Here is an 18,922-nt window from a genome sequence, read left to right on the forward strand (position 1 = left end):
TTCATCTTCCCTGGAAGGTGGGGGTGCGCTTTTCCATGAAGGCGCGGCGGCCTTCCTGGTAGTCGGCACTGTCGAAGCAGCGGTCCACCGCCGCGGCCACGGCGCTGTCGTCGGCCGCGCTGTAGCGCTCGAACAGGCGCAGCGCGGCCTTGGCGGCCTGCACCGTCAGCGGCGCGTTGGCGGCCACGCTGGCGGCGTAGGCGCGCACGGCATCCTTCAGCCCCTCGGCCGGCAGCACCTGGTTGACCAGGCCCAGGCGCAATGCCTCGTCGGTTTCGATCTGGCGTCCGCTGAACAGCATGTCCTTGGCCGTGGACGGGCCGACCAGGCGCGCCAGCGCAGCCAGGCCCTCGTACTCGTAGCCCAGGCCGAGACGCGCCGCCGGGATGCCGAAGCGCGAGCCAGCGCCGGCGAAGCGCAGATCCGCGGCCAGCGCCAGCGCCATGCCGCCGCCGATGCAAAAGCCCTGCACCATGGCGATCAGCGGTTTGTCGAGCCGCGCCAGGCCGCGGTGCGCGCGCGAGGCGATCTCGGCATAGCGCAGTTTTTGCTCGGCGTTGGCGCGGTGCTGCTCGAATTCCGAGATGTCGGCCCCGGCCGCGAAGGACTTTCCGCCAGCGCCGTGCAGCACCACCACGCGCACCGTCGCGTTGGCCTGCATGGCCTCGGCCGCCTCGCCCAGGCCCTGCCACATGGCCAGCGACATGGCGTTGCGCCGCTCTGGCTGGTTGATGGTGATCCAGCCGACGCCATCTTCGATGCGCGCGAGGATCTTGTCGGTTCCGAGTTCCAGGTTCATGCCGCAGCCCCCGCCTCGCGCAGCGCCGCGATGGCCTCGGGCGTGTAGCCCAGCTCCGCCAGCAGCGCATCGGTCTGCTCGCCCGGGTCGGGCGCCGCATGGTGGAAGCGCTCGGGGTGCGGGCAGGCCGACAGGTTGATCGGCGAGCGGATCAGCTGCACGTCGCCCAGCACCGGGTGCTGCGCGGGCCGCGTCATGCGCAGATGTTGCACCTGCGGGTCTTCGAACGCCTGTCCGATGTCGTAGACCGGGCCGCAGGGCACGCCGGCCGGGTTGAGCCGCTTCACCAGCTCCGCCACGCTGAACTGCCGCGTGACGGCGTTGATCTCGGCATCGAGCCTTCTGCGGTGTTGCACGCGGCCCGCGAACTCGCGGTAGTCGGCGTTGTCGGCCAGGTGCGTGGCCTCCAGTGCGCGGCAGAAGCCGGCCCACATCGTCTGCGTGCTGGCGCAGATGTTGACCTGCCCGTCGCTGGCCTCGAAGGTGCCCATGGGCACCTGGGTCGGGTGCGCATTGCCCTCCTGCCCCGGCACCTCGCCGTTCACCGTGTAGCGCGCGGCCTGGAAATCCAGCTTGTTCAGCATGCCCTCGATCAGCGAGGTGTGCACCCACTGGCCCTCGCCCGTGCGCTCGCGGTGCAGCAGCGCCAGCAGGATGCCCTGTCCCAGGAACATGCCGGCCGTGGTGTCGGAGATGGCGATGCCGGCGCGCACCGGCCCGCGGCCGGGCTCGCCCGTGACCGAGCTCAGGCCCGACATGCCCTGCACGATCTGGTCCACGCCCGGGCGCCCGGCGTAAGGCCCGTCCTGGCCGAAGCCGGAGATGCTGGCCAGGATGATGCGCGGGTTGCGCTGGCGCAGCTGTTCGTAGGTCAGGCCCAGCCGCTCCTTGACGACGGAGCGGAAGTTCTCGACCACCACGTCGCTGCGCGCGATGAGCCGGTCGAGGATCTCGGCGCCCTCGCGCGTCTTGAGGTCCACGCACAGGCTGCGCTTGTTGCGGTGCAGGTTCTGCTCGTCCGAGCCGCGGCGCCGGCCGGTGACGGAGCCACGGTCCTTGGGCGGCGGGGCTTCCAGGCGCGTGACGTCGGCGCCCCAATCAGCGAGCAGGCGCACGGCCGTGGGACCGGCGCGCGCGATGGTGAGGTCCAGCACGCGGTAGCCCGCGAGCGGCAGCGAAGAAGGCGTTGTGTTCATTGGTTTCTCTTGGAAGTTCAGCGGGCCGGGCCGCGGGCGGCCCACAGTTCGCGGAAGGCGCGCCGCGGGTCGTCCACGGCGCGGGTCTGGGTGGCGGGCCCGTCGAAGACGAGCGTGCTGCGCCGGGCCAGCGTGAAAGCCGGCCAGGCCGGCGTGCGTGCGTTGTTCGGGTCGCCGCTGGCGGCAAAGCTGACCCAGGCGCTGGCCAGTTGGTCGGCCAGCGCCAGGTTGTCGGCGCTGGGGCCGTTCAGCCCCATGCGGATGTCGTGCAGGCTGGGCCCGATGTCCACCCCGTGCGGCGCGCCGTAGCGGCCGCCGTAGGCCGGGCTGGGCGTCTTCCACAAATAGGTCCAGACCGGTGCGGCGTTCTGCGCCGCCTTGCGCTCGGACTGCAGATGCGCCCCGAGGCGGAAGGTGGTGTCGGTGTCGATGCGGGCCTGCAGCACGAAGGGCGTGGCGCGCGGGTCTTCGCCGCGGTACATCGCCACCAGCGCCGCGGCATCGGTCCCCGGGCGGCCGGCGAGCTTGGCCTCGGCAAATTTCAACAGACCGGCCTCGTCGAGGTCGAAGTTGACCTGGCGGTAGGCCCGCTCGTCCAGCGTGGTGCTGATCACCATGGGCACGCTGGCCGAGAGGGCCGGCGCATCGGGGTCGAACGGGTGGCGCGCGATGGCCACCCCGTCCACCACCGGCGCGAAGGCGCGCGGCGCCTCGCCCTGCTGGCGGTCGATGCGCTCGAAGGCCAGCTGCGCGGCCAGCAGCTGTTCCATGGGCAGCTGGTGCAGCTTGTCGAGCGCGCCGCTCTTGATCTCCAGCGCGGCCAGCAAACGGCCGGCGATGCCGTGCGACACGTCCTGCGGCATGGCGCGCAGGCCCGAGCCGCTCATCACGCCGGCGCGGTGGAACAGGCCCTGCGCGCTGGGCATGGCCATCAGCGTGCTGGTCTTGAGGCCGCCGCCGGACTGGCCGAACACCAGCACGCGCGACGGGTCGCCGCCGAAGGCCTCGATGTTCTCGCGCACCCAGCGCAGGCCGGCCACGATGTCGAGCATGCCCACGGCGCCCGACTGGGCGTAGCGCTCGCCGCCGTGGCCCGCCAGGTTCAGGTAGCCGAAGGCGCCGAGCCGGTGGTTCAGCGTGACGAACACCGCATCGCCGAAGCGCGCCATCATCTCGCCGTCGAACTGCGGCGAGTTGCCCGATCCGGCGTAGTGGCCGCCGCCGTGCAGGTGCACCAGCACCGGGCGCCTGGCGGCCTTGTCGGGCCCTGGCGTCCACAGGTTCAGCACCAGGCAGTCTTCGCCCATGCCGCCGGGCTGCAGGTCGTAGGCGATCAGGTCGGCATAGGCGCGGCGGCGGTCGGCCGGCATCTGCGGCGCGTAATTGCCGTAGGCCGTGGCATCGCGCACGCCGGCCCACGGCGCCACGGGCTGGGGCGGCATGAAGCGGTTGGCGCCCGCGGTGTCGGCGCCGTAGCGCAGGCCCTTGAACACGTGCACGCCGCCGGATTTCAGGCCGCGCACCTTGCCGTGCGCCGTGTCGACGACCGAGAAGACGGCATCGTCGGTCATGGCGCCGACGCCTCTTGCGAGAAGGCCACCCGCGGCTGCCGCCGCACCCAGCCAGCGCCGGCGCGACAGGCCGGACGTTCGAACATGCATGTCATTTCCTTGGTTGCTTGCAGCGGCATCAGGCCAGCACCGCCACGCCGCTGGGGTCGATGGACAGCAGCGATTCGTGCCCAACTTCCAGCACATGGCCGGGGGCCGCGTGCACCTTCAGCGGCGCGCCGCCGCCCGTGGGCCGCACCAGGTAGTCCCAGTACTCGCCCAGGTAGGTGCGCGCCACCACGGCCACCTGGCCCAGGGCCAGCAGGCTGCCGCCCGCCGCACCCAGGCTGAGCGACTGCGGCCGGATCGACACCTGGGCGTGCGCCTGGTCGCCGCCCGCACCACCCGCGACAGGCACCGCGCCCGCCAGGCCCGGCAGCTGGAACCGCCCGCCGCGCAGCTCGCCGCTGACCAGGTTGGTCTGGCCGATGAAGCCCGCCACGAAGGGCGTGCGCGGCCGGTTGTAGAGGTTCCAGGGCGTGTCGATCTGCTCCAGCTTGCCGAGGTTCAGCACCGCGATGCGGTCGGAGATCGTCATGGCCTCGGCCTGGTCGTGCGTGACGTAGACGGTGGTGAAGCGGAATTCGTCGTGCAGCCGGCGGATCTCGCCGGCCATCTCTTCGCGCAGGTTGGCGTCGAGGTTCGAAAGCGGCTCGTCGAGCAGCAACACCTCGGGCCGCACCACCATCGCGCGGGCCAGCGCCACGCGCTGCTGTTGCCCGCCCGACAGCTCGGCCGGGTAGCGCTGCGCAAGGTGGCCGAGCTTGACCACGTCGAGCATCTCGCCCACGCGGCGCTTGAGTTCGTCGGCCGGCGCCTTGCGCACGGCCAGGCCGAAGCCCACGTTCTCGGCCACCGTCATGTTGGGCCAGATCGCGTAGCTCTGGAAGATCATCGACATGCCGCGGTGCTCGGGCGGCACGGTGCGCTTGGCGCCCGAGATCTCGCGACCCTCCACGGCAATGCTGCCTTCGCTGAGTTCGATGAAGCCGGCCACCATGCGCAGCGTGGTGGTCTTGCCGCAGCCCGAGGGGCCGAGCAGCGTGACGAGTTCGCCCTGGCGCAGCTGCAGGCTCAGGTCGTCCACCACGGCGGTGGCACCGTAGCGCTTGGTGACGTGGTTCAGTTCCAGTTTGGTCATATCGAAGTTCCTAGCGCGCCGTACCGGTCACGGCAGATCAAGCGATGGCTGGCAGGCGGCAGAGCCGAAGGCCGCGGAGCAGGCCATGCCAGCAGACGCGGCGGAACGGGCTCTGCCCGGCCGCTCGCGGCGCCCCCTTGAGGGGGGATGGCGCGGCTACACGCAGTGCGCCGAGCAAACGGGGGTGGGCTCGTCATCGGCGGAGCATGAAATCGCGCCCCGCGATGCGCATGCCCAGGCCCACCACCGCGGTGACGATGACGACCAGCACCACGCCCATGGCCGCCAGCACCTCGTAGTTGCCCTGTTCGCTCAGATCCAGCGTGAGCACCGACACCACGCGCGAGGCCGGCCCGGTCAGGAACACGGCCGTCGACAGCTCCTTGGTGCAGATCACGAAGACCAGGATGAACACGCCGGCCAGCGGCTTGGCCAGCAGCGGCACGACGATGCGGCGCAGCACCGTGAGCCGGCCAGCGCCCAGGATGCGGCCGGCCTCCTCCAGTTCCGGGTTCAACGAGCGGATCGAGGCGCCGCTGGCCACCACGGCGATCGGCAGGAAGCGCGTGGTGAACGCGATGACGATCAGCAGCCCCGTGCCGTACAGCGAGAACGGCGGGCCTGCGTACGCCGCGTACAGGCCGATGGCCAGCACCAGGCCCGGCACCGCGACCGGCGCCAGCGCCAGGAACTGCAGCAGGTTCGGGAACGGCGTGATGCGGCGCTGCGTGGCGTAGGCCACGCACAGGCCCATGCCCACGCAGACCAGCGCGGTCGCGCCCGAATACAGCACCGTGTTGAGCAGCGCCGAGCGCACGGTCAGTTGCTCGAAGAAGATGGCGTGGAAATTGGCCAGCGTGAAGTTGCCCGACACGATGCCGCGGCCCCAGGCCCTGGACACCGAGGCCAGCAACAGGATCACCAGCGGCAGCACCACCGACAGCAGGCCGACCAATGCCGCATAGGCCAGCAGCGGCCACTTCCACCAGCCGATGTCGAACGGCCGGCGCTCACCGCCCTTGCCCGACACCGAGACGAAGCCCTTCTTGGCCAGCAGCCGGCGCTGCAGCACCAGCAGGGCCACCGTCATCGCCAGGATGGGCATCGAGAACGCGGCCGCCTGCTCCACGCGCAGCGGGTATTCGAAGAACGAGACGATCTGCGTGGTCGCCAGGTTGAGCCCGGCGGGAATCGCGATCAGCGCGGGCGTGCCGTACAGCGCGATGGTCTCCAGGAAGATCAGGATGCCGGCACCGACGATGGACGGCAGCACCAGCGGCAGCGTGACGCGCGCCAGCGTGTGGAACTTGCCGGCGCCGTGGATGGAGGCGGCGTCCTCCAGCTCGGTGGAGACCAGGTCGAGCGCCGACTTGGTGAACACGTAGACCAGCGGGTAGGTGTACAGCGCGATGACGAAGGCCAGGCCCCAGAAGCTGAAGATGTTGAGCGGGCCGGTCTCGGTGCCGAACAGCGCCACCCAGGCCCGGTTGAGCCAGCCGGCGTTCGGCCCGGCCAGCAGGATCCAGGCGATGGCGCCGAGGAAGTTGGGCATCACGAACGCGGCTAGCACGCCCAGGTGCGTGAGCCCGCGACCCGGCATGTTGGTGCGCGAGACGGCCAGTGCCAGCGGCACGCCCAGCATTGCCGCCAGCGCCGTGACGGCGACGCCGAGGTACAGCGAGTTGAGCAGCGCCTGCAGGTGCCGGCTGCGGCCCAGCGCCGCGGCGTAGCTGGCCAGCGAGAAGCCGCCATCGGCGTTGCGCAGGCTTTCGGCCAGCAAGCGCAGGATGGGGTTGGCGACCAACAGCACCAACAGCGCGATCAGTGCGCCGAACAGCCACAGCGACGGATCGGCCAGCCGGCTCGGCACGGCGCGCGGGCGGGCCTGCGCATCCAGGGCGAGCTCAGACACCGAACGCGTCCTTCCACAGTTCGACCACCTGGGGCAGGTCGTCGCGCATTTGCTTGGGCGTGGGCGCCAGCGTCTTGGTGGAGCCCAGGGCCGGCAGGCCGCCGGGCGGCTGGACCCCTGTGCGCAGCGGGATGCCGAACTCGGCGCGGCCCAGCTCGACCACGTCGTCGCTGCCGATCAGCCATTCCATGAACAGCCGGCTGGCGTTGGGGCGCTTGGAGCTGGCCATGACGGCCGAGGGCGAGACCACCATCACCAGCCCTTCCTTGGGCACCACCCAGCCGACCGGGTTGCCGCGGTCGGCCACGCGCGCGGCCAGCGTGATCGGGCCGGCGGAGATCGAGCGTTCGCCCGAATTCACCGTGGTCACCATGTCGATGGTGGAGCGCCCCACCTGCACCTTGTTGTCGGCCAGCTTCTTGAACCAGCCATCGCCGTAGAGCCGGCGCATCTCCAGGCACCAGGCACCGGCCGCGCCGCTGAAGCCTGGATGCGCGACCGAGGCCAGGCCGCGCCATTTGGGATCGAGCAGGTCGTTCCAGCTGGTCGGCACGTCGGCGCCCTGCACCTTCTGCTTGTTGTAGACCAGGCCCATGGGGAAGGCGCTGGTGACGTGGTAGGCGCCGTCGGGGTCGACGTTCTGCATGTGGCGGTCGACCTTGGCCACTGCGGCCGGCGTGTACTTGAGCAGCAGGCCGCGGGCCTTGAGATCGAGGAAGTGCGCGAGGTCGGTGGACGAGAACACGTCGCAGGCCGGCGTGCCGGCCTTGATGTCCTGGTTCAGCCGCTGGAACGCCACCTGCGCGGTGGTGCGCACCGCATTCACGCGGATGCCGGGGTAGCGCTCGCTGAAGCGCCGGCCCATGGCCTCGGCCAGCTCGGACGGATAGGGCACGACATACCAGGTGAGCTCGCCCTCCTTCTTCGCGGCGGCGTACAGGGCCTCCAACGACGGCGATGGCGAGGGCGCCTGGGCCTGGGCGCGCAGCAGCGCGGGGGCGGCCAGGGTGGCGGCGAGGGCACCGAAATGGCGGCGGGTGAAGGCCATGGGCGTGTCTCCTTGGGTGGTTGTTCTGTGTTTTTTCAGTGTACGCAGAGTTCTTCAATGAATCCACATAGCGTTTATCCGTATTTTTATAAGCGCGTTGAAAGAACACATTCACGGCCATGCAAAGCTCCGCCATCCACATCCATCGCCACGGCGACCCCAGCGTTCTCGAGCGCGTGGACGTCGCCGTGCCGCCGCCCGCCGCCGGCGAGATCCGCATCCGCCAAAGCGCGATCGGCCTGAACTTCGCCGACATCTACCAGCGCAAGGGCGCGCACGGCCCGTATGCGCAAGCCCCGTTCCCGATCACGCTGGGGGCGCAGGGCGCCGGCGTGGTCGAAGCGCTGGGCGAAGGCGTGTCGGGCTGGCACGTCGGCCAGTCGGTGGCTTATTTCCAGCCGGGCGCCTACCAGGCCGTGCGCAACGTGCAGGCCGACCGCGTGCTGGCCTTGCCCGCAGGCATCTCGGAAGAGCTGGCCGGCGCCAACCTGCTGCGCGGGCTGACGGCCGAATACCTGCTGCGCCGCCTGTACGTGGTGCGGCCGGGCGACGCGGTGCTGGTGCACGCGGCCGCCGGCGGCATGGGTGTGCTGCTGTCGCAGTGGGCGCGGGCGCTGGGCGCCACCGTGATCGGCACGGTCGGCTCGCCGCAGAAGGCCGAGGTGGCGCTGGCGCACGGCTGCCACCACGTGATCGACTACCGGCGCGAGGACTTCGCCGAACGCACGTTGGCACTGACCGATGGCGCTGGCGTGGCGGTCGTCTACGACGCCGTCGGCAAGGACGTGTTCGTGCCCTCGCTGCGCTGCCTGCGCACGCTGGGCATGGCGATCAACTACGGCACGGCGTCGGGCGATGTGGAGGGGCTGGACCTGCAGCTGCTGCACGCCAAATCGCTGAGCGTGTGCCGGCCCACGTTGCGCAGCTTCATCGCCACGCCAGAGGACCTGCGGCGCTCGGCCGACGCCTTCTTCGCGGCCGTCGCCGCCGGGCAACTGCAGCTGGCCGTCGGCAGCCGCTATGCACTGGCCGATGTGCAGCAGGCGCACCGCGATCTGGAGGGGCGGGCGACCACAGACGCGCCGGTGCTCATCCCATGATGAAACTCTTCCACGGCTGGCTCTCCAGCGCCTCGCGCCGCGTGCGCCTGTGCCTCGCCGAAAAAGGCATCGCCTACGACAGCGTGGCCATCGACATGGGCCGCCAGGAACACCATTCGCCCGAATTCCTGGCCATGAACCCCAACGGCGTGGTGCCCGCGCTGATGCTGGCGCCCGGCCGCTTCCTGCACGAGAGCTCGACCATCTGCGAGTACCTGGACGACATCCAGCCCAACCCGCCGCTGCGCCCAGCCGACCCCTACGCGCGCGCCGTGATGCGCAACTTCGTGCGCTGGACCGACGAGCACTGCCTGCCCCACCTGCTGATCCTGAACTGGAGCCTGGCGCTGCAGCCCACGGCCAGCCAGTGGAACGACGACGAGCTGCAGGCCAAGCTCGCGCGCATCCCCACCGCGGAGCGGCGCGAGGCCTGGCTGCGCATCGCGCGCCGGCCGTACACCGAAGAAGAAAAAGCCACCGCGCTCGACAAGCTGCTGCGCCTGCCGGCCCGCATGGAAGACATGCTGGCCGATGCGCCCTGGCTGCTCGGCGGCGCCTATTCGCTGGCCGACATCGCGGCCGTGCCCTTCATCGCGCGCATCGCCGAACTGGCACCGCAGGCGCTGCAGGCCGACGCCCACCCGCGCGTGCAGGCCTGGTGGCAGGCCGTGCAGCAGCGGCCGGCCTTCGCCCAGGCACGGCTGGAGCGCTTCGACGCGGTGCTGAAGGCGCGCGCAGCGGCCTGAACCTGCTCGCTAAGATGCCGGCCAGGAGTTCACGACGACATGGCAAGCGCCCCCCCCCGCATCAACCTCAGCGACCAGATCCGCCGCACGCTCGAAGACGAGATCCATTCCGGCCTGCTCGACGCCGGCTCGCGCATCGACGAACAGGCCCTGATGGACCGCTTCGACGTCTCGCGTACGCCGGCGCGCGAGGCGATCAAGCACCTGATCTCTGCCGGTCTCGTCACGCCGCTGCCGCGCCAGGGCGCCGTGGTCGCCTCGCTGTCGGTGCCCGAGTACATCGCGATGCTGGAGATCCTGATGCAGCTGGAAGGCCTGGCCGCGCGCCTGGCCGCACGCCGCATGCCCACCGTCCAGCGCAAGCAGCTGGAGCAGGCCCACGTGATCTGCCAGCGCGCGGCCGAGACCGACGATGCCGAGGCCTACGGCAAGGCCAACCGGGTGTTCCACGAGATCATCTACGACGGCAGCCTCAACGAGGTGCTGGCCCGCCAGCTGCGCGCCATGCGCCTGCGCATGCGCCACCCCCGCCGCGCGCTGTTCGACCGGCCCAACCGCATCCGCAACTCGCTGGCCGAGCACACGGTGATCCTGCAGGCCATCGTCTCGGGCGACGAGAACGCCGCGTTCCAGGCCATGACGGACCACATTTCGAGTGGCGGGAATGTCTATGCGGATGCGATTGCGAGCATGCCGCAATCGGCTGCGTCGGCCGCAGCAACTGCGGCCGCGGCCGCTGCGCCGCTGCGCCGGCGTGGCAAGAGCGCGCAGGTCTAGGAGACTGGCGGTCTTTGGCCGGGCGGGCGGCAGTGCCCGGCCATGCGCTGCCTGCTGGAGTCCAGCGCCCGCCAACTGGTCAATCTTCCAATGCGGTCATGCGCAGTGGTGTCGAGGTGAATCACGTTCGAGCTCCTCGTGGGTGGCTCAGATCGTCAGCAGCACACCATGGTGGCCACCATCCAGTGCGAGCCGTACGCCGCCTGCGCCCGGCAGCGTGGCCACGCCGTCCAGCAGTGCCGTGGCGATGCCGCGCCCGCTGCGCGACGCGTGCTCCACGCGCACGTCGAAGGTGGTGCCCTCGATGCACAGCCTCATCTCGAACATCGGCCAGTCGGCGTGCAGGCACGGATCGATCACCAGTGTCGGCCCCTCACGCCGCAGCCCCAGGATGCCCTCCACCCCGGCGCGGTACATCCAGGCCGCCGAACCCGTGTACCAGCTCCAACCGCCGCGGCCCGTGTGCGGTGCCACCGCGTAGACATCGGCCGCCACCACGTACGGCTCCACCCGGTACAGCGCTGCCGCCTCCGGGGTAAGCGCATGGTGGATCGGGTTCACGAGCCGGAAGAGGTCGGTCGCGCGGTTGCCATCGCCCTGCTGCGCGAAGGCCAGGATCGCCCACATCGCGGCATGGCTGTACTGCCCGCCGTTCTCGCGCACGCCGGGCGGATAGCCCTGGATGTAGCCGGGGTCGCGCGGACCCTTGTCGAAAGGTGGTGTCAACAGCAGCACGAGCTGCTCGGCCGGCAGCACCAGGTGGCGGGCCAGCGCGTCCATGGCCTTGGCCGCACGCTGCGGGTCGGCCACGCCGGACAGCACGGACCAGGCCTGGGCGATGGCGTCGATGCGGCATTCGGCCTGGCCGTCGGTGCCCAGCCAACTGCCGTCGTCGAACGTCGCGCGCCGGTACCAGGCGCCGTCCCAGGCCTCGCGTTCGATGGCTGCGCGGACGGACTCGGCATGCTTGCGCCACCGCGCGGCGCGTGTGGCGTCGCGGACGTCGGCCAGCGGCGCGAACAGCGCGATGGTGCGCACCAGCAGCCAGCCCAGCCATACGCTCTCGCCGCGCCCTTCGGCGCCCACGCGGTTCATGCCGTCGTTCCAGTCGCCGGTTCCGATCAGTGGCAGGCCCAGCGCGCCGGTCAGTTCCAGGCATTGGTCCAGGCCGCGCGCACAGTGCTCGAACAGCGACGCCGACTGGCCGGCCGCCAGCGGCTGGAAGAAGGCATCGTGCTCGCCGGGCCGCAGCGCCGGCCCGTCCAGGAATTCGAGCAGCTCGTCGAGCACCGCGGTGTCGCCCGACACGCCGATGTAGTGGGCCGCCGCGTAGGCCAGCCACACCCGGTCGTCCGAGATGCGCGTGCGCACGCCCTGGCCCGAATGCGGCAGCCACCAGTGCTGCACGTCGCCCTCGACGAACTGGCGGCCCGCCGCGCGCAGCAGCTGGGCGCGGGCGATGGCGGGCTGCGTCAGGCCCAGCGCCATGCTATCCTGCAACTGGTCGCGAAAGCCGTAAGCGCCACTGGCCTGGTAGAAGGCCGCGCGCGCCCACAGCCGGCAGGCGATGGTCTGGTACAGCAGCCAGCCGTTCAGCAGGATGTCCATCGCGCGGTCGGGCGTCTTGACCTGCACTGCGCCCAGCGTGCTGCGCCAGTGCGCCTGCACTTCGGCGAGCACGGCGTTCAGGTCGGCGGCCCGGTAGCGTTCGATCAGAGCCTGCGCGTCGTCCAGCGATGCGCCTTGGCCCAGCACCGCCACGACCTCGATGCTCGCGCCCGGCGCAAGCTCCACCACGCACTGCAACGCAGCGCAGGGGTCCAGCCCGGCACCGGTGGTGCCCGACAGCGGCGCGCGGCCCAACAACGCAGCAGGGGCGGCCATGCTGCCGTTGCGGCCCAGGAACTCGGCGCGGTCGGCCGTCCACGCCGTCTGGCGCCCGCACAGGTCGGCGAACGCCACGCGGCCAGGGAAGGCCAGGCCCCAGGGCTTGTGCGCCAGCAGCGCGCGGCTGGCGGTGTCCACCGCGGTGACGATGAACGGGGCAGAGGCCCCCCGCGAGGTGCCCAGCACCCACTCTGCATAGGCCGTGACCAGCAGGCGGCGCGGCCGATCGCTGCGGTTGTGCAGTCGCAGGCGCGAGATCTTCACGGGGTCGACCAGCGGCACGTACTGCAGCAACTCCACGGTGATGTCCTGCGCGGTGTGCAGAAACCGGCTGTAGCCGTGGCCATGCCGCGCCTCGTAGCAGCCGGTGCCGCGCACGGGCTGCGCGGTGGGCGTCCACGGCACGCCGCTGGCCTCGTCGCGGACGTAGAACGCCTCGCCGGGTGGGTCGCCGACCGGATCGTTGGACCACGGCGTGAGCTGGTTGTCGCGGCTGTTGGCGCACCAGGTCGCGCCGCTGCCCTCGGTGGACGCATGGAAGCCGAAGCCCGGATTGGCGACCACGTTGATCCACGGCGCCGGCGTGGTCTGCCCAGCCTGCAGCCGCACCACGTATTCGCGGCCATCGTCGCCGAAGCCGCCCAGCCCGTTGAAGAACTCCAGGGCCTCGGCGCCCTGCGCGGGCGCCGGCGCATCGTCCTGGCGCACAACTTGTTCGTCGCCGCGCATCCGTTGGAGTGGCGCCGGCGCGAGGGGTTCTGCCGGTGCAGGCCGCCGCACAGCCGGCAGGCGCGCCAGCCGTTGGGCGATGGCGCCATGGCGCGCCATCAGTTCGATGCGCGCGGCGGCCTGCAGCAGGGCGCGCCCGCTGGCGCCCAGCAGGTCGGCACGCAGGGTGTGCACGCTGCCCTGAACCAGGCCCGTGCCCAGCCGCGGCCGGGCCTGGCTGCTGCGCACGGCAGTCTCGATGGCGATCTGCAGGTCCTGCACGTACGAGGCGGCGCGCTCGTTCACGATGACCAGGTCCACACCGATCTGCTTCATGCCCCAGTACTCGTGCGCGCGCAGCGCCTGGCGGACCTGCGCCAGGTCCTCGATGTCGTCGATGCGCAGCAGCACGATGGGCAGGTCTCCCGACACCGCGTGCGGCCACAGGCCGGACTGCGGCCCCGCGCCGCGCAGCAGCGTCTCGGCCGGCGCGCGCAGGCGTCGGTCGGCGTACAACAGGGGCGCGGCCAGGCGCTGGAAATCGGCCGCCTCGTCGGCGTGCACCCCCAGGTGGCGCAGCTGCACCTGAGCCTGCGTCCAGGCCAAGGTGGCGGCGCGCTCGAAGGCGCTGCGGTCGTGGTGCTTGTCGATCAGGTGCAGCAGCTCGTCGCGCGACGGTGCCACCACCGTCCAGAACGCAACGCGCACCAGCCCGCCCGGCGGAACCGCCACGCGGTGGCGCAAGGCGAACACGGCGTCGAGCACCGTGCCCACGGTGCCCGACAGCGGTTGCCCGCCGAGGATGGCCTGCGCCGTGCCGGGATCGCGGCTGCGGCCCAGGAAGCGCGCGCGGTCGGACTCATGCTGGGGGGCGGCCGTGCTCTCGCCTTCCACCACCGCGAAGTGGGCGGCCCAGACCGGCGGCTCCTCGGGTGAGCGCTGCCGGCGCGTGGCCACCAGCGCGCCGAACTCGGGCAGGTATTCGGTGCGCACGAACAGCTTGGCAAACGCAGGATGGGCCTCGTCGGCCGCCGGGGCGGCAAGCACCGCTTCGGCGTAGGAGGTGATGTCGATCTCGCGCGTCTGCCGTCCGCTGTTGGCGAGCGACAGGCGGCGCACCTCGGCATCGCTTTCACCGGACACCAGCACGGCCAGCGTGCTCGCCAGGCCGCCGTGGCGGTGCGTGAAGCTGGCCTGGTCTTCCCCGAACACCACCTCGTAGGCCTGCAGGTCGGCGCCGGCCAACGGCATCGGCTGTGCGCAGGGCGACCACGCCTGGCCGGTGGCCACGTCGCGCAGGTAGAAGAACGCGCCCCAGGGGTCGCGCGTGGCGTCTTCGCGCCAGCGCGTGATGGCCAGGCCGCGCCAGCGGCTGTAGCCGGCGCCGGACGCGGTCAACATCACGCTGTAGCTGCCGTTGGACAGCACGTGCGTGACCGGCGGGCGGCCCGGCTCCAGGCCCGGCAGGCGGCGCACGGTGGCAGCAGCGGCGCCGGCCTCGTCGCGCGATGCATGCACTTCCTCGGCGCGCGGACGTCCCGCGGCCACATGGCGCGGCATGCGTTCCTGCAACAGCAGCTCGCTCGATTGCACCATGGGTTCGCGGTGGAAGCGGTCGCGCATGCGGCCGTTGTGCAGCACGTTGGCGATCGCCACGATGGCCATGCCCTGGTGGTGGGCCATGAAGTTGCGGACGAGGGCCACGCGGGCCCCTTCGGGCAGGCGCGCTGGCGTGAAGTCCAGTGCCTCGTAGAAGCCATGGCGGCCGAGCGCGCCCATGGCCGCCAGGCGCGCGAAATTGCGGCAGGCGGCCTGCGGGTCGACCATGGCGGCCAGCGCCGTGGCATAGGGCGCGACGACGCGGTGGTCGGCCAGGCCGCGCTTGAGGCCCAGGCCGGGCACGCCGAAGTTGGCGTACTGGTAGGTGAATTCCAGGTCGCGCGCGTTGTAAGCCGATTCGGAGATGCCCCAGGGCATGCCCAGCAGGTCGCCGTACGCGATCTGGCGCTGCACGATGAGCCGGTTGGTCTGCTCCAGCAGGCTGCCGACCGGCGCGCGCATGACCAGCGAGGGCATCAGGTACTCGAACATCGAGCCCGACCACGAGACCAGGGCCGAGGCGCCGAACAGCGGCGTGGCGGTGCGGCCCAGCCGGAACCAGTGGCGCGTGGGTGCATCGCCCTTGGCGATGGCGAACAGGCTGGCCAGCCGCGCCTCGGAGGCCAGCAGGTCGTAGCAGTTGGCGTCCAGCCGCTGCTCGGCCAGCGCATAGCCGATGGACAGCAGCTTGCGCTCGGGATCGAGAAGGAAGGCGAAGTCCATGTCCAGCGCCATCGCGCGCGATGCGGCGGCCAGCGCCTGCAGGCGCAGAGCCAAGGGCGCCATGGGTTGCGCGCGGTCCTGCAGGTGGCCGGCGGCCAGGCGGCCCAGCGCCTGCGCCCAGAACAGCAGATCGGCCGGGGCGTCGTCGGGCTGCTGGCCCGTGCCGCGTGCGGCAGCGGCCAGCTTGTCGGCCAGGCGCACCAGCGCGGGCGACAGTGATGCCACGTCGCCCGGGCCCTGCAGCTGGGCTGCGATGTCGTCCAGTACGGAGGCAGCGCGCGGGGCGGTCGCACCATCGGCCTGGCGCGCAAGGCGCACCGCGTCCCACAGGCCGGCGCGGGGGTCGGCCAGGGTGGCGTCGACCTGCCATCCGTCGCAGGCATTGGCCAGCGCGATCAGGTGGCCCGCCAGGTTGCCGCTGTCCACCGAGGACACGTAGCGCGGGTCGAGCGCGCGCAGGTCGGCCGTGCCGTACCAGTTGAAGAAGTGGCCCTTGAAGCGCGGCAGTTCGCGCAAGGTGGCGAAGGTGGCCTCCAGCCGTTCGACGGTGTGCACCAGGCCGGCCCAGCCGAAGTCGCGCGCCGCGACACTGGCCAGCAGATACAGGCCGATGTTGGTTGGCGATGTGCGGCGTGCCAGCACGGGCTGCGGGTCTTCCTGGAAGTTGTCGGGCGGCAGCATGTGGTCGGCCGGCGTCACGAAGGTCTCGAAGAAGCGCCAGGTGCGCCGCGCCACCAGGCGCAGAGCCATCGCGTCGGCCGCGGGCAGTGCGCGCTGCCGGCTCGGCGCCGGCGGGCGGCTCGCCCATAGCGCGAGCGCCGGCGCGGCAGACCACAGCAGCGCGAACGGCAGCACCCAGGGCGCGCCGGAAGGCGCCAGCAGCAGGGCGACGCTGCAGGTGGCCAGGCCCAGCGCCGTGCCGCCTGCCGTCTGGCGGTAAAAGCCCCACAGGTCCAGCCGCGGCTTGCGGCCGGACTGCGCTGCCGTCGTCCACTCCAGCAGCCGCCGCCGGGTGACGCCCAGGCGCACCAGCGTGCGCGTGATGGCGTCCAGCATGCGCGCCGCCTGCTCGGGCAGACAGGCCACGCCCATGGCGATTTGCAGCAGGGCGAGCCGCAAGTCGGCGACCAGGGCCTGCGCGTGGCTGCGCAACAGCACGCCGGGCCGGTACGGCCAGATGCCAGACAGGGGGGCCAGCAGCGGCGCGGCGGCCAGGGCGGCCAGCACTGCCAGCACGCCGACGGGCACGGCACTGGCCGGCATCGTCCAGGCGGAGGTCAGGGCGAGCAGGGCGGAGGGCGCCAGCAGCGCGCGGCGCAGGTTGTCCAGCATCTTCCAGCGGCCCAGCGCCGGCACGGCCTGCGCGCCCGCGTGCCGCCGGAACAGCCATGGCAGCAGCTGCCAGTCGCCGCGCGTCCAACGGTGCTGGCGGCGCGCGGCCACGTCGTAGCGCGCGGGCGCTTCCTCGACCAGTTCCACGTCGGACGCGAGGCCCGCCCGCGCGAAGATGCCTTCGAACAGGTCGTGGCTCAGCATGCTGTTGTCGGGCACGCGGCCCTGCAGCGCGGCTTCGAAGGCGTCGATGTCGTAGATGCCCTTGCCGGTGTAGGAGCCTTCGCCGAACAGGTCCTGGTAGACATCGGAAACCGCCATGGCGTACGGATCGATGCCTCCGGGGCTGGACGACAGACGCTGGTAAAGCGAGCCTTCTCGCCCTACGGGCAGAGAGGGCGTGATGCGCGGTTGCAGGATGCCGTAGCCGCCCACCACGCGTTGCAGCGCGGCGTCGAAGCGCGGCCGGTTCAGGGGGTGGGCCATCTTGCCGACCAGGCGCAGCGCAGCGTCGCGCGGCAGGCGCGTGTCGGCGTCGAGGGTCAGCACGTAGCGCACATCCTGCGGCACCGTGCACGGCAGATAGCTGGTGTCGGTGGCGCCGCGCAGCAGGCGGTTCAGCTCGTGCAGCTTGCCGCGCTTGCGCTCCCAGCCCATCCACACGGCTTCGCGGGTATTGAAGACGCGGCGCCGGTGCAGCAGCAGGAAGCGCGCACCACCGGCCGCGGGGCCATGGCGCAGGTTCAGTTCGGCGATGGCGTGCGTGGCCACGGCCAGCAAGGCAGCGTCGCCCGGCAGGGTTTCACTGTCCGCATCCAGCCCGTCCGTCAGCAGCGCCAACAGCAGGTCGCCGCCGCCACCGGCCAGGTGGTGCACCTCCAGCCGCTCGATCTGCTCGCGCAGTTCGGCCTCGCTGCCCAACAGGGTGGGCACCGCGACCAGCGTGCGCAGCGCGGTGGGCACACCGCCGGCCAGCTCCAAGCCTGGCAGCAGCGTGGCACCGAAGCGCCAGGCCGCGGCGCGCTGCACCAGCGCGGTCGCCACCTCACTGGCGGGAATCGCCAGCCCCAGCAGCCACAGCGCGACGGCGGCCGGGCCCGCTCCGGCGGGCAGCCACCACCACGCCAGGCCCAGCAGCACCAGGGTGGCAAGCACGATCGCACCAACATAGGCGGCCAGCCCGCGCCCCGCGTTCCAGCGCACGATGCGCAGCCCCAGCCGCGGACGGAAGCGCACGGTCGCCTCCAGCGCCGGCCGGCCCTCGGCGATCAGGTGGTAGCCCGGGTCCTGCGCGCGGGCACTGGCCGGCCCCGCGGCCTGCGCGGCGGCAAGCGCGTGGGCGGCGATCTCCAGTTCGGAGCACGGCGAGGCGCGCGCCAACTGCTCGATCGCGTTGCGGTAGAGGTTGCGCGTGGCGAAGTCCATGGCCGCGAAGCCGCTGCCCGCGCACAGGGTTGCGTCCACCAGGCTGACCCGCTCGAACAGGTCGGCCCAGTCGATGTCCGACATCAGCCGCAGGCTGGTCATCACGTTGCGCACGGTGACGTTGGATGCGCCCTGGCGCTGCTGCGCATGCGCGACCACGGCGTCCACGGTGCTGCCCTGCTCCGCCAGGCGCTGTTCGAGCCAGCCGAGCGCCGGCATGGTCTGCGGATCGCGGTCGCGCAGGCGCTTGGCCAGCTGCGCCGCGAACAGTTCCGACAGCGGCTGCGGCGAGCGTGCGGCGATGTCGTCGGACAGCGCGGACGACGACACCAAGCCGGTCAGCCGGCCGGCGAAGGCATCGGCATCGGCGCGTGCGGCACGGCCCGCGCCGATCTGGTCGGCCAGCCGGCGCAGGTTCTCGATCAACACGATGCGCAAGGTGATGGCCACGGCCCACAGTTCGCCGATGGTCAGTGGCTGGACGCTCTGGTAGGCCGCCAGAAAGCCGGCCAGCACGCCGGAATCGACGTGGCTGTCGGTGTGCGCTATGTAGGCCCAGGCCAGGCCGAACACGCGTGGGTAGCCCGCGAACGGGCCATCGGCCAGCTTGGGCAACTGGCGGTAGAAATTGGGCGGCAGATCGCCGCGGATCTCGCGGATCTGCTTTTCGACGAGGTGGTAGTTGTCGAGCAGCCATTCGGCCGCTGGCACCACCCGGCGCCCGGCCTCCAGTTCGGCCGCACTGGCCTGGTAGGCGGCGAGCAACACACGCGCGTTGTCGTCCAGCCGATGGCGCAGCGTCGTGACGCGCGGCGGACGGGCGGTGACCGTCTGTGCTGCGGCCAGGCTGCGCGCGTGCTGCTCGAGCCGCTCGACGCCGAATAGCTCTTCGCGCACTGGCGCGATGTCATGCCATGGC

10 protein-coding genes are annotated in these 18,922 nt (G+C 71.5%); 3 read left to right on the forward strand and 7 right to left on the reverse strand.

From position 1 onward, the window contains the following. Position 1: 1 nt before the first annotated feature. The 6 genes from DES41_RS10560 to DES41_RS10585 all read right to left on the reverse strand — a co-directional run bounded on the left by DES41_RS10560 (position 2) and on the right by DES41_RS10585 (position 7,706). Positions 2-799, reverse strand: coding sequence for an enoyl-CoA hydratase (locus DES41_RS10560; protein ID WP_114467569.1), 798 nt, complete (start codon positions 797-799; stop codon positions 2-4). Then, positions 796-1,995 carry a CaiB/BaiF CoA transferase family protein gene (locus DES41_RS10565; RefSeq protein ID WP_114467833.1) on the reverse strand — a complete coding sequence of 400 codons (1,200 nt, stop codon included), beginning with the start codon at positions 1,993-1,995 and terminating at the stop codon, positions 796-798. Before DES41_RS10565 ends, DES41_RS10560 begins: the two co-directional genes overlap by 4 nt. 17 nt (positions 1,996-2,012) lie before the next feature. Continuing rightward, positions 2,013-3,656: a carboxylesterase/lipase family protein gene (locus tag DES41_RS10570; protein ID WP_114467570.1), complete on the reverse strand. Its 1,644-nt coding sequence runs from the start codon at positions 3,654-3,656 to the stop codon at positions 2,013-2,015. Between the two features lie 28 nt (positions 3,657-3,684). Next, entirely contained in the window at positions 3,685-4,746 is a 1,062-nt protein-coding gene (locus tag DES41_RS10575; protein ID WP_114467571.1) for an ABC transporter ATP-binding protein, read from the reverse strand. Positions 4,747-4,939: 193 nt separating this feature from the next. Then, entirely contained in the window at positions 4,940-6,658 is a 1,719-nt protein-coding gene (locus tag DES41_RS10580) for an ABC transporter permease (RefSeq protein WP_245965647.1), read from the reverse strand. Next, positions 6,651-7,706, reverse strand: coding sequence for an ABC transporter substrate-binding protein (locus DES41_RS10585; RefSeq protein ID WP_114467572.1), 1,056 nt, complete (start codon positions 7,704-7,706; stop codon positions 6,651-6,653). Before DES41_RS10585 ends, DES41_RS10580 begins: the two co-directional genes overlap by 8 nt. Positions 7,707-7,825: 119 nt before the next feature. Here DES41_RS10585 and DES41_RS10590 point away from each other — a divergent pair, with 119 nt between their 5' ends. The 3 genes from DES41_RS10590 to DES41_RS10600 are packed head-to-tail and all read left to right on the forward strand — an operon-like array spanning position 7,826 to position 10,329. Further along, positions 7,826-8,806, forward strand: coding sequence for a quinone oxidoreductase family protein (locus tag DES41_RS10590; protein ID WP_114467573.1), 981 nt, complete (start codon positions 7,826-7,828; stop codon positions 8,804-8,806). Next, a complete protein-coding gene (locus tag DES41_RS10595; RefSeq protein ID WP_245965648.1) occupies positions 8,803-9,552 on the forward strand; it encodes a glutathione S-transferase family protein in 750 nt (249 codons plus the stop codon). Before DES41_RS10590 ends, DES41_RS10595 begins: the two co-directional genes overlap by 4 nt. 39 nt (positions 9,553-9,591) lie before the next feature. Then, positions 9,592-10,329 carry a GntR family transcriptional regulator gene (locus DES41_RS10600; protein WP_114467574.1) on the forward strand — a complete coding sequence of 246 codons (738 nt, stop codon included), beginning with the start codon at positions 9,592-9,594 and terminating at the stop codon, positions 10,327-10,329. A gap of 147 nt (positions 10,330-10,476) precedes the next feature. On the opposite strand, the gene DES41_RS10605 is transcribed toward DES41_RS10600, so the two are convergent. Beyond that, positions 10,477-18,909: a glycoside hydrolase family 94 protein gene (locus DES41_RS10605; protein ID WP_425466356.1), complete on the reverse strand. Its 8,433-nt coding sequence runs from the start codon at positions 18,907-18,909 to the stop codon at positions 10,477-10,479. Between the last annotated feature and the right edge of the window lie 13 nt (positions 18,910-18,922).

Source organism: Pseudorhodoferax soli (genome assembly GCF_003337555.1).
Lineage (GTDB): Bacteria > Pseudomonadota > Gammaproteobacteria > Burkholderiales > Burkholderiaceae_C > Pseudorhodoferax > Pseudorhodoferax soli.

Bases quoted from the DNA above. Each gene is read 5' to 3' on its own strand.
- DES41_RS10600 (WP_114467574.1), top strand. From the start codon at position 9,592: ATGGCAAGCGCCCCCCCCCGCATCAACCTCAGCGACCAGATCCGCCGC.
- DES41_RS10575 (WP_114467571.1), bottom strand. From the start codon at position 4,746: ATGACCAAACTGGAACTGAACCACGTCACCAAGCGCTACGGTGCCACC.
- DES41_RS10565 (WP_114467833.1), bottom strand. From the start codon at position 1,995: ATGAACACAACGCCTTCTTCGCTGCCGCTCGCGGGCTACCGCGTGCTG.
- DES41_RS10595 (WP_245965648.1), top strand. From the start codon at position 8,803: ATGATGAAACTCTTCCACGGCTGGCTCTCCAGCGCCTCGCGCCGCGTG.
- DES41_RS10560 (WP_114467569.1), bottom strand. From the start codon at position 799: ATGAACCTGGAACTCGGAACCGACAAGATCCTCGCGCGCATCGAAGAT.
- DES41_RS10590 (WP_114467573.1), top strand. From the start codon at position 7,826: ATGCAAAGCTCCGCCATCCACATCCATCGCCACGGCGACCCCAGCGTT.
- DES41_RS10570 (WP_114467570.1), bottom strand. From the start codon at position 3,656: ATGCATGTTCGAACGTCCGGCCTGTCGCGCCGGCGCTGGCTGGGTGCG.
- DES41_RS10585 (WP_114467572.1), bottom strand. From the start codon at position 7,706: ATGGCCTTCACCCGCCGCCATTTCGGTGCCCTCGCCGCCACCCTGGCC.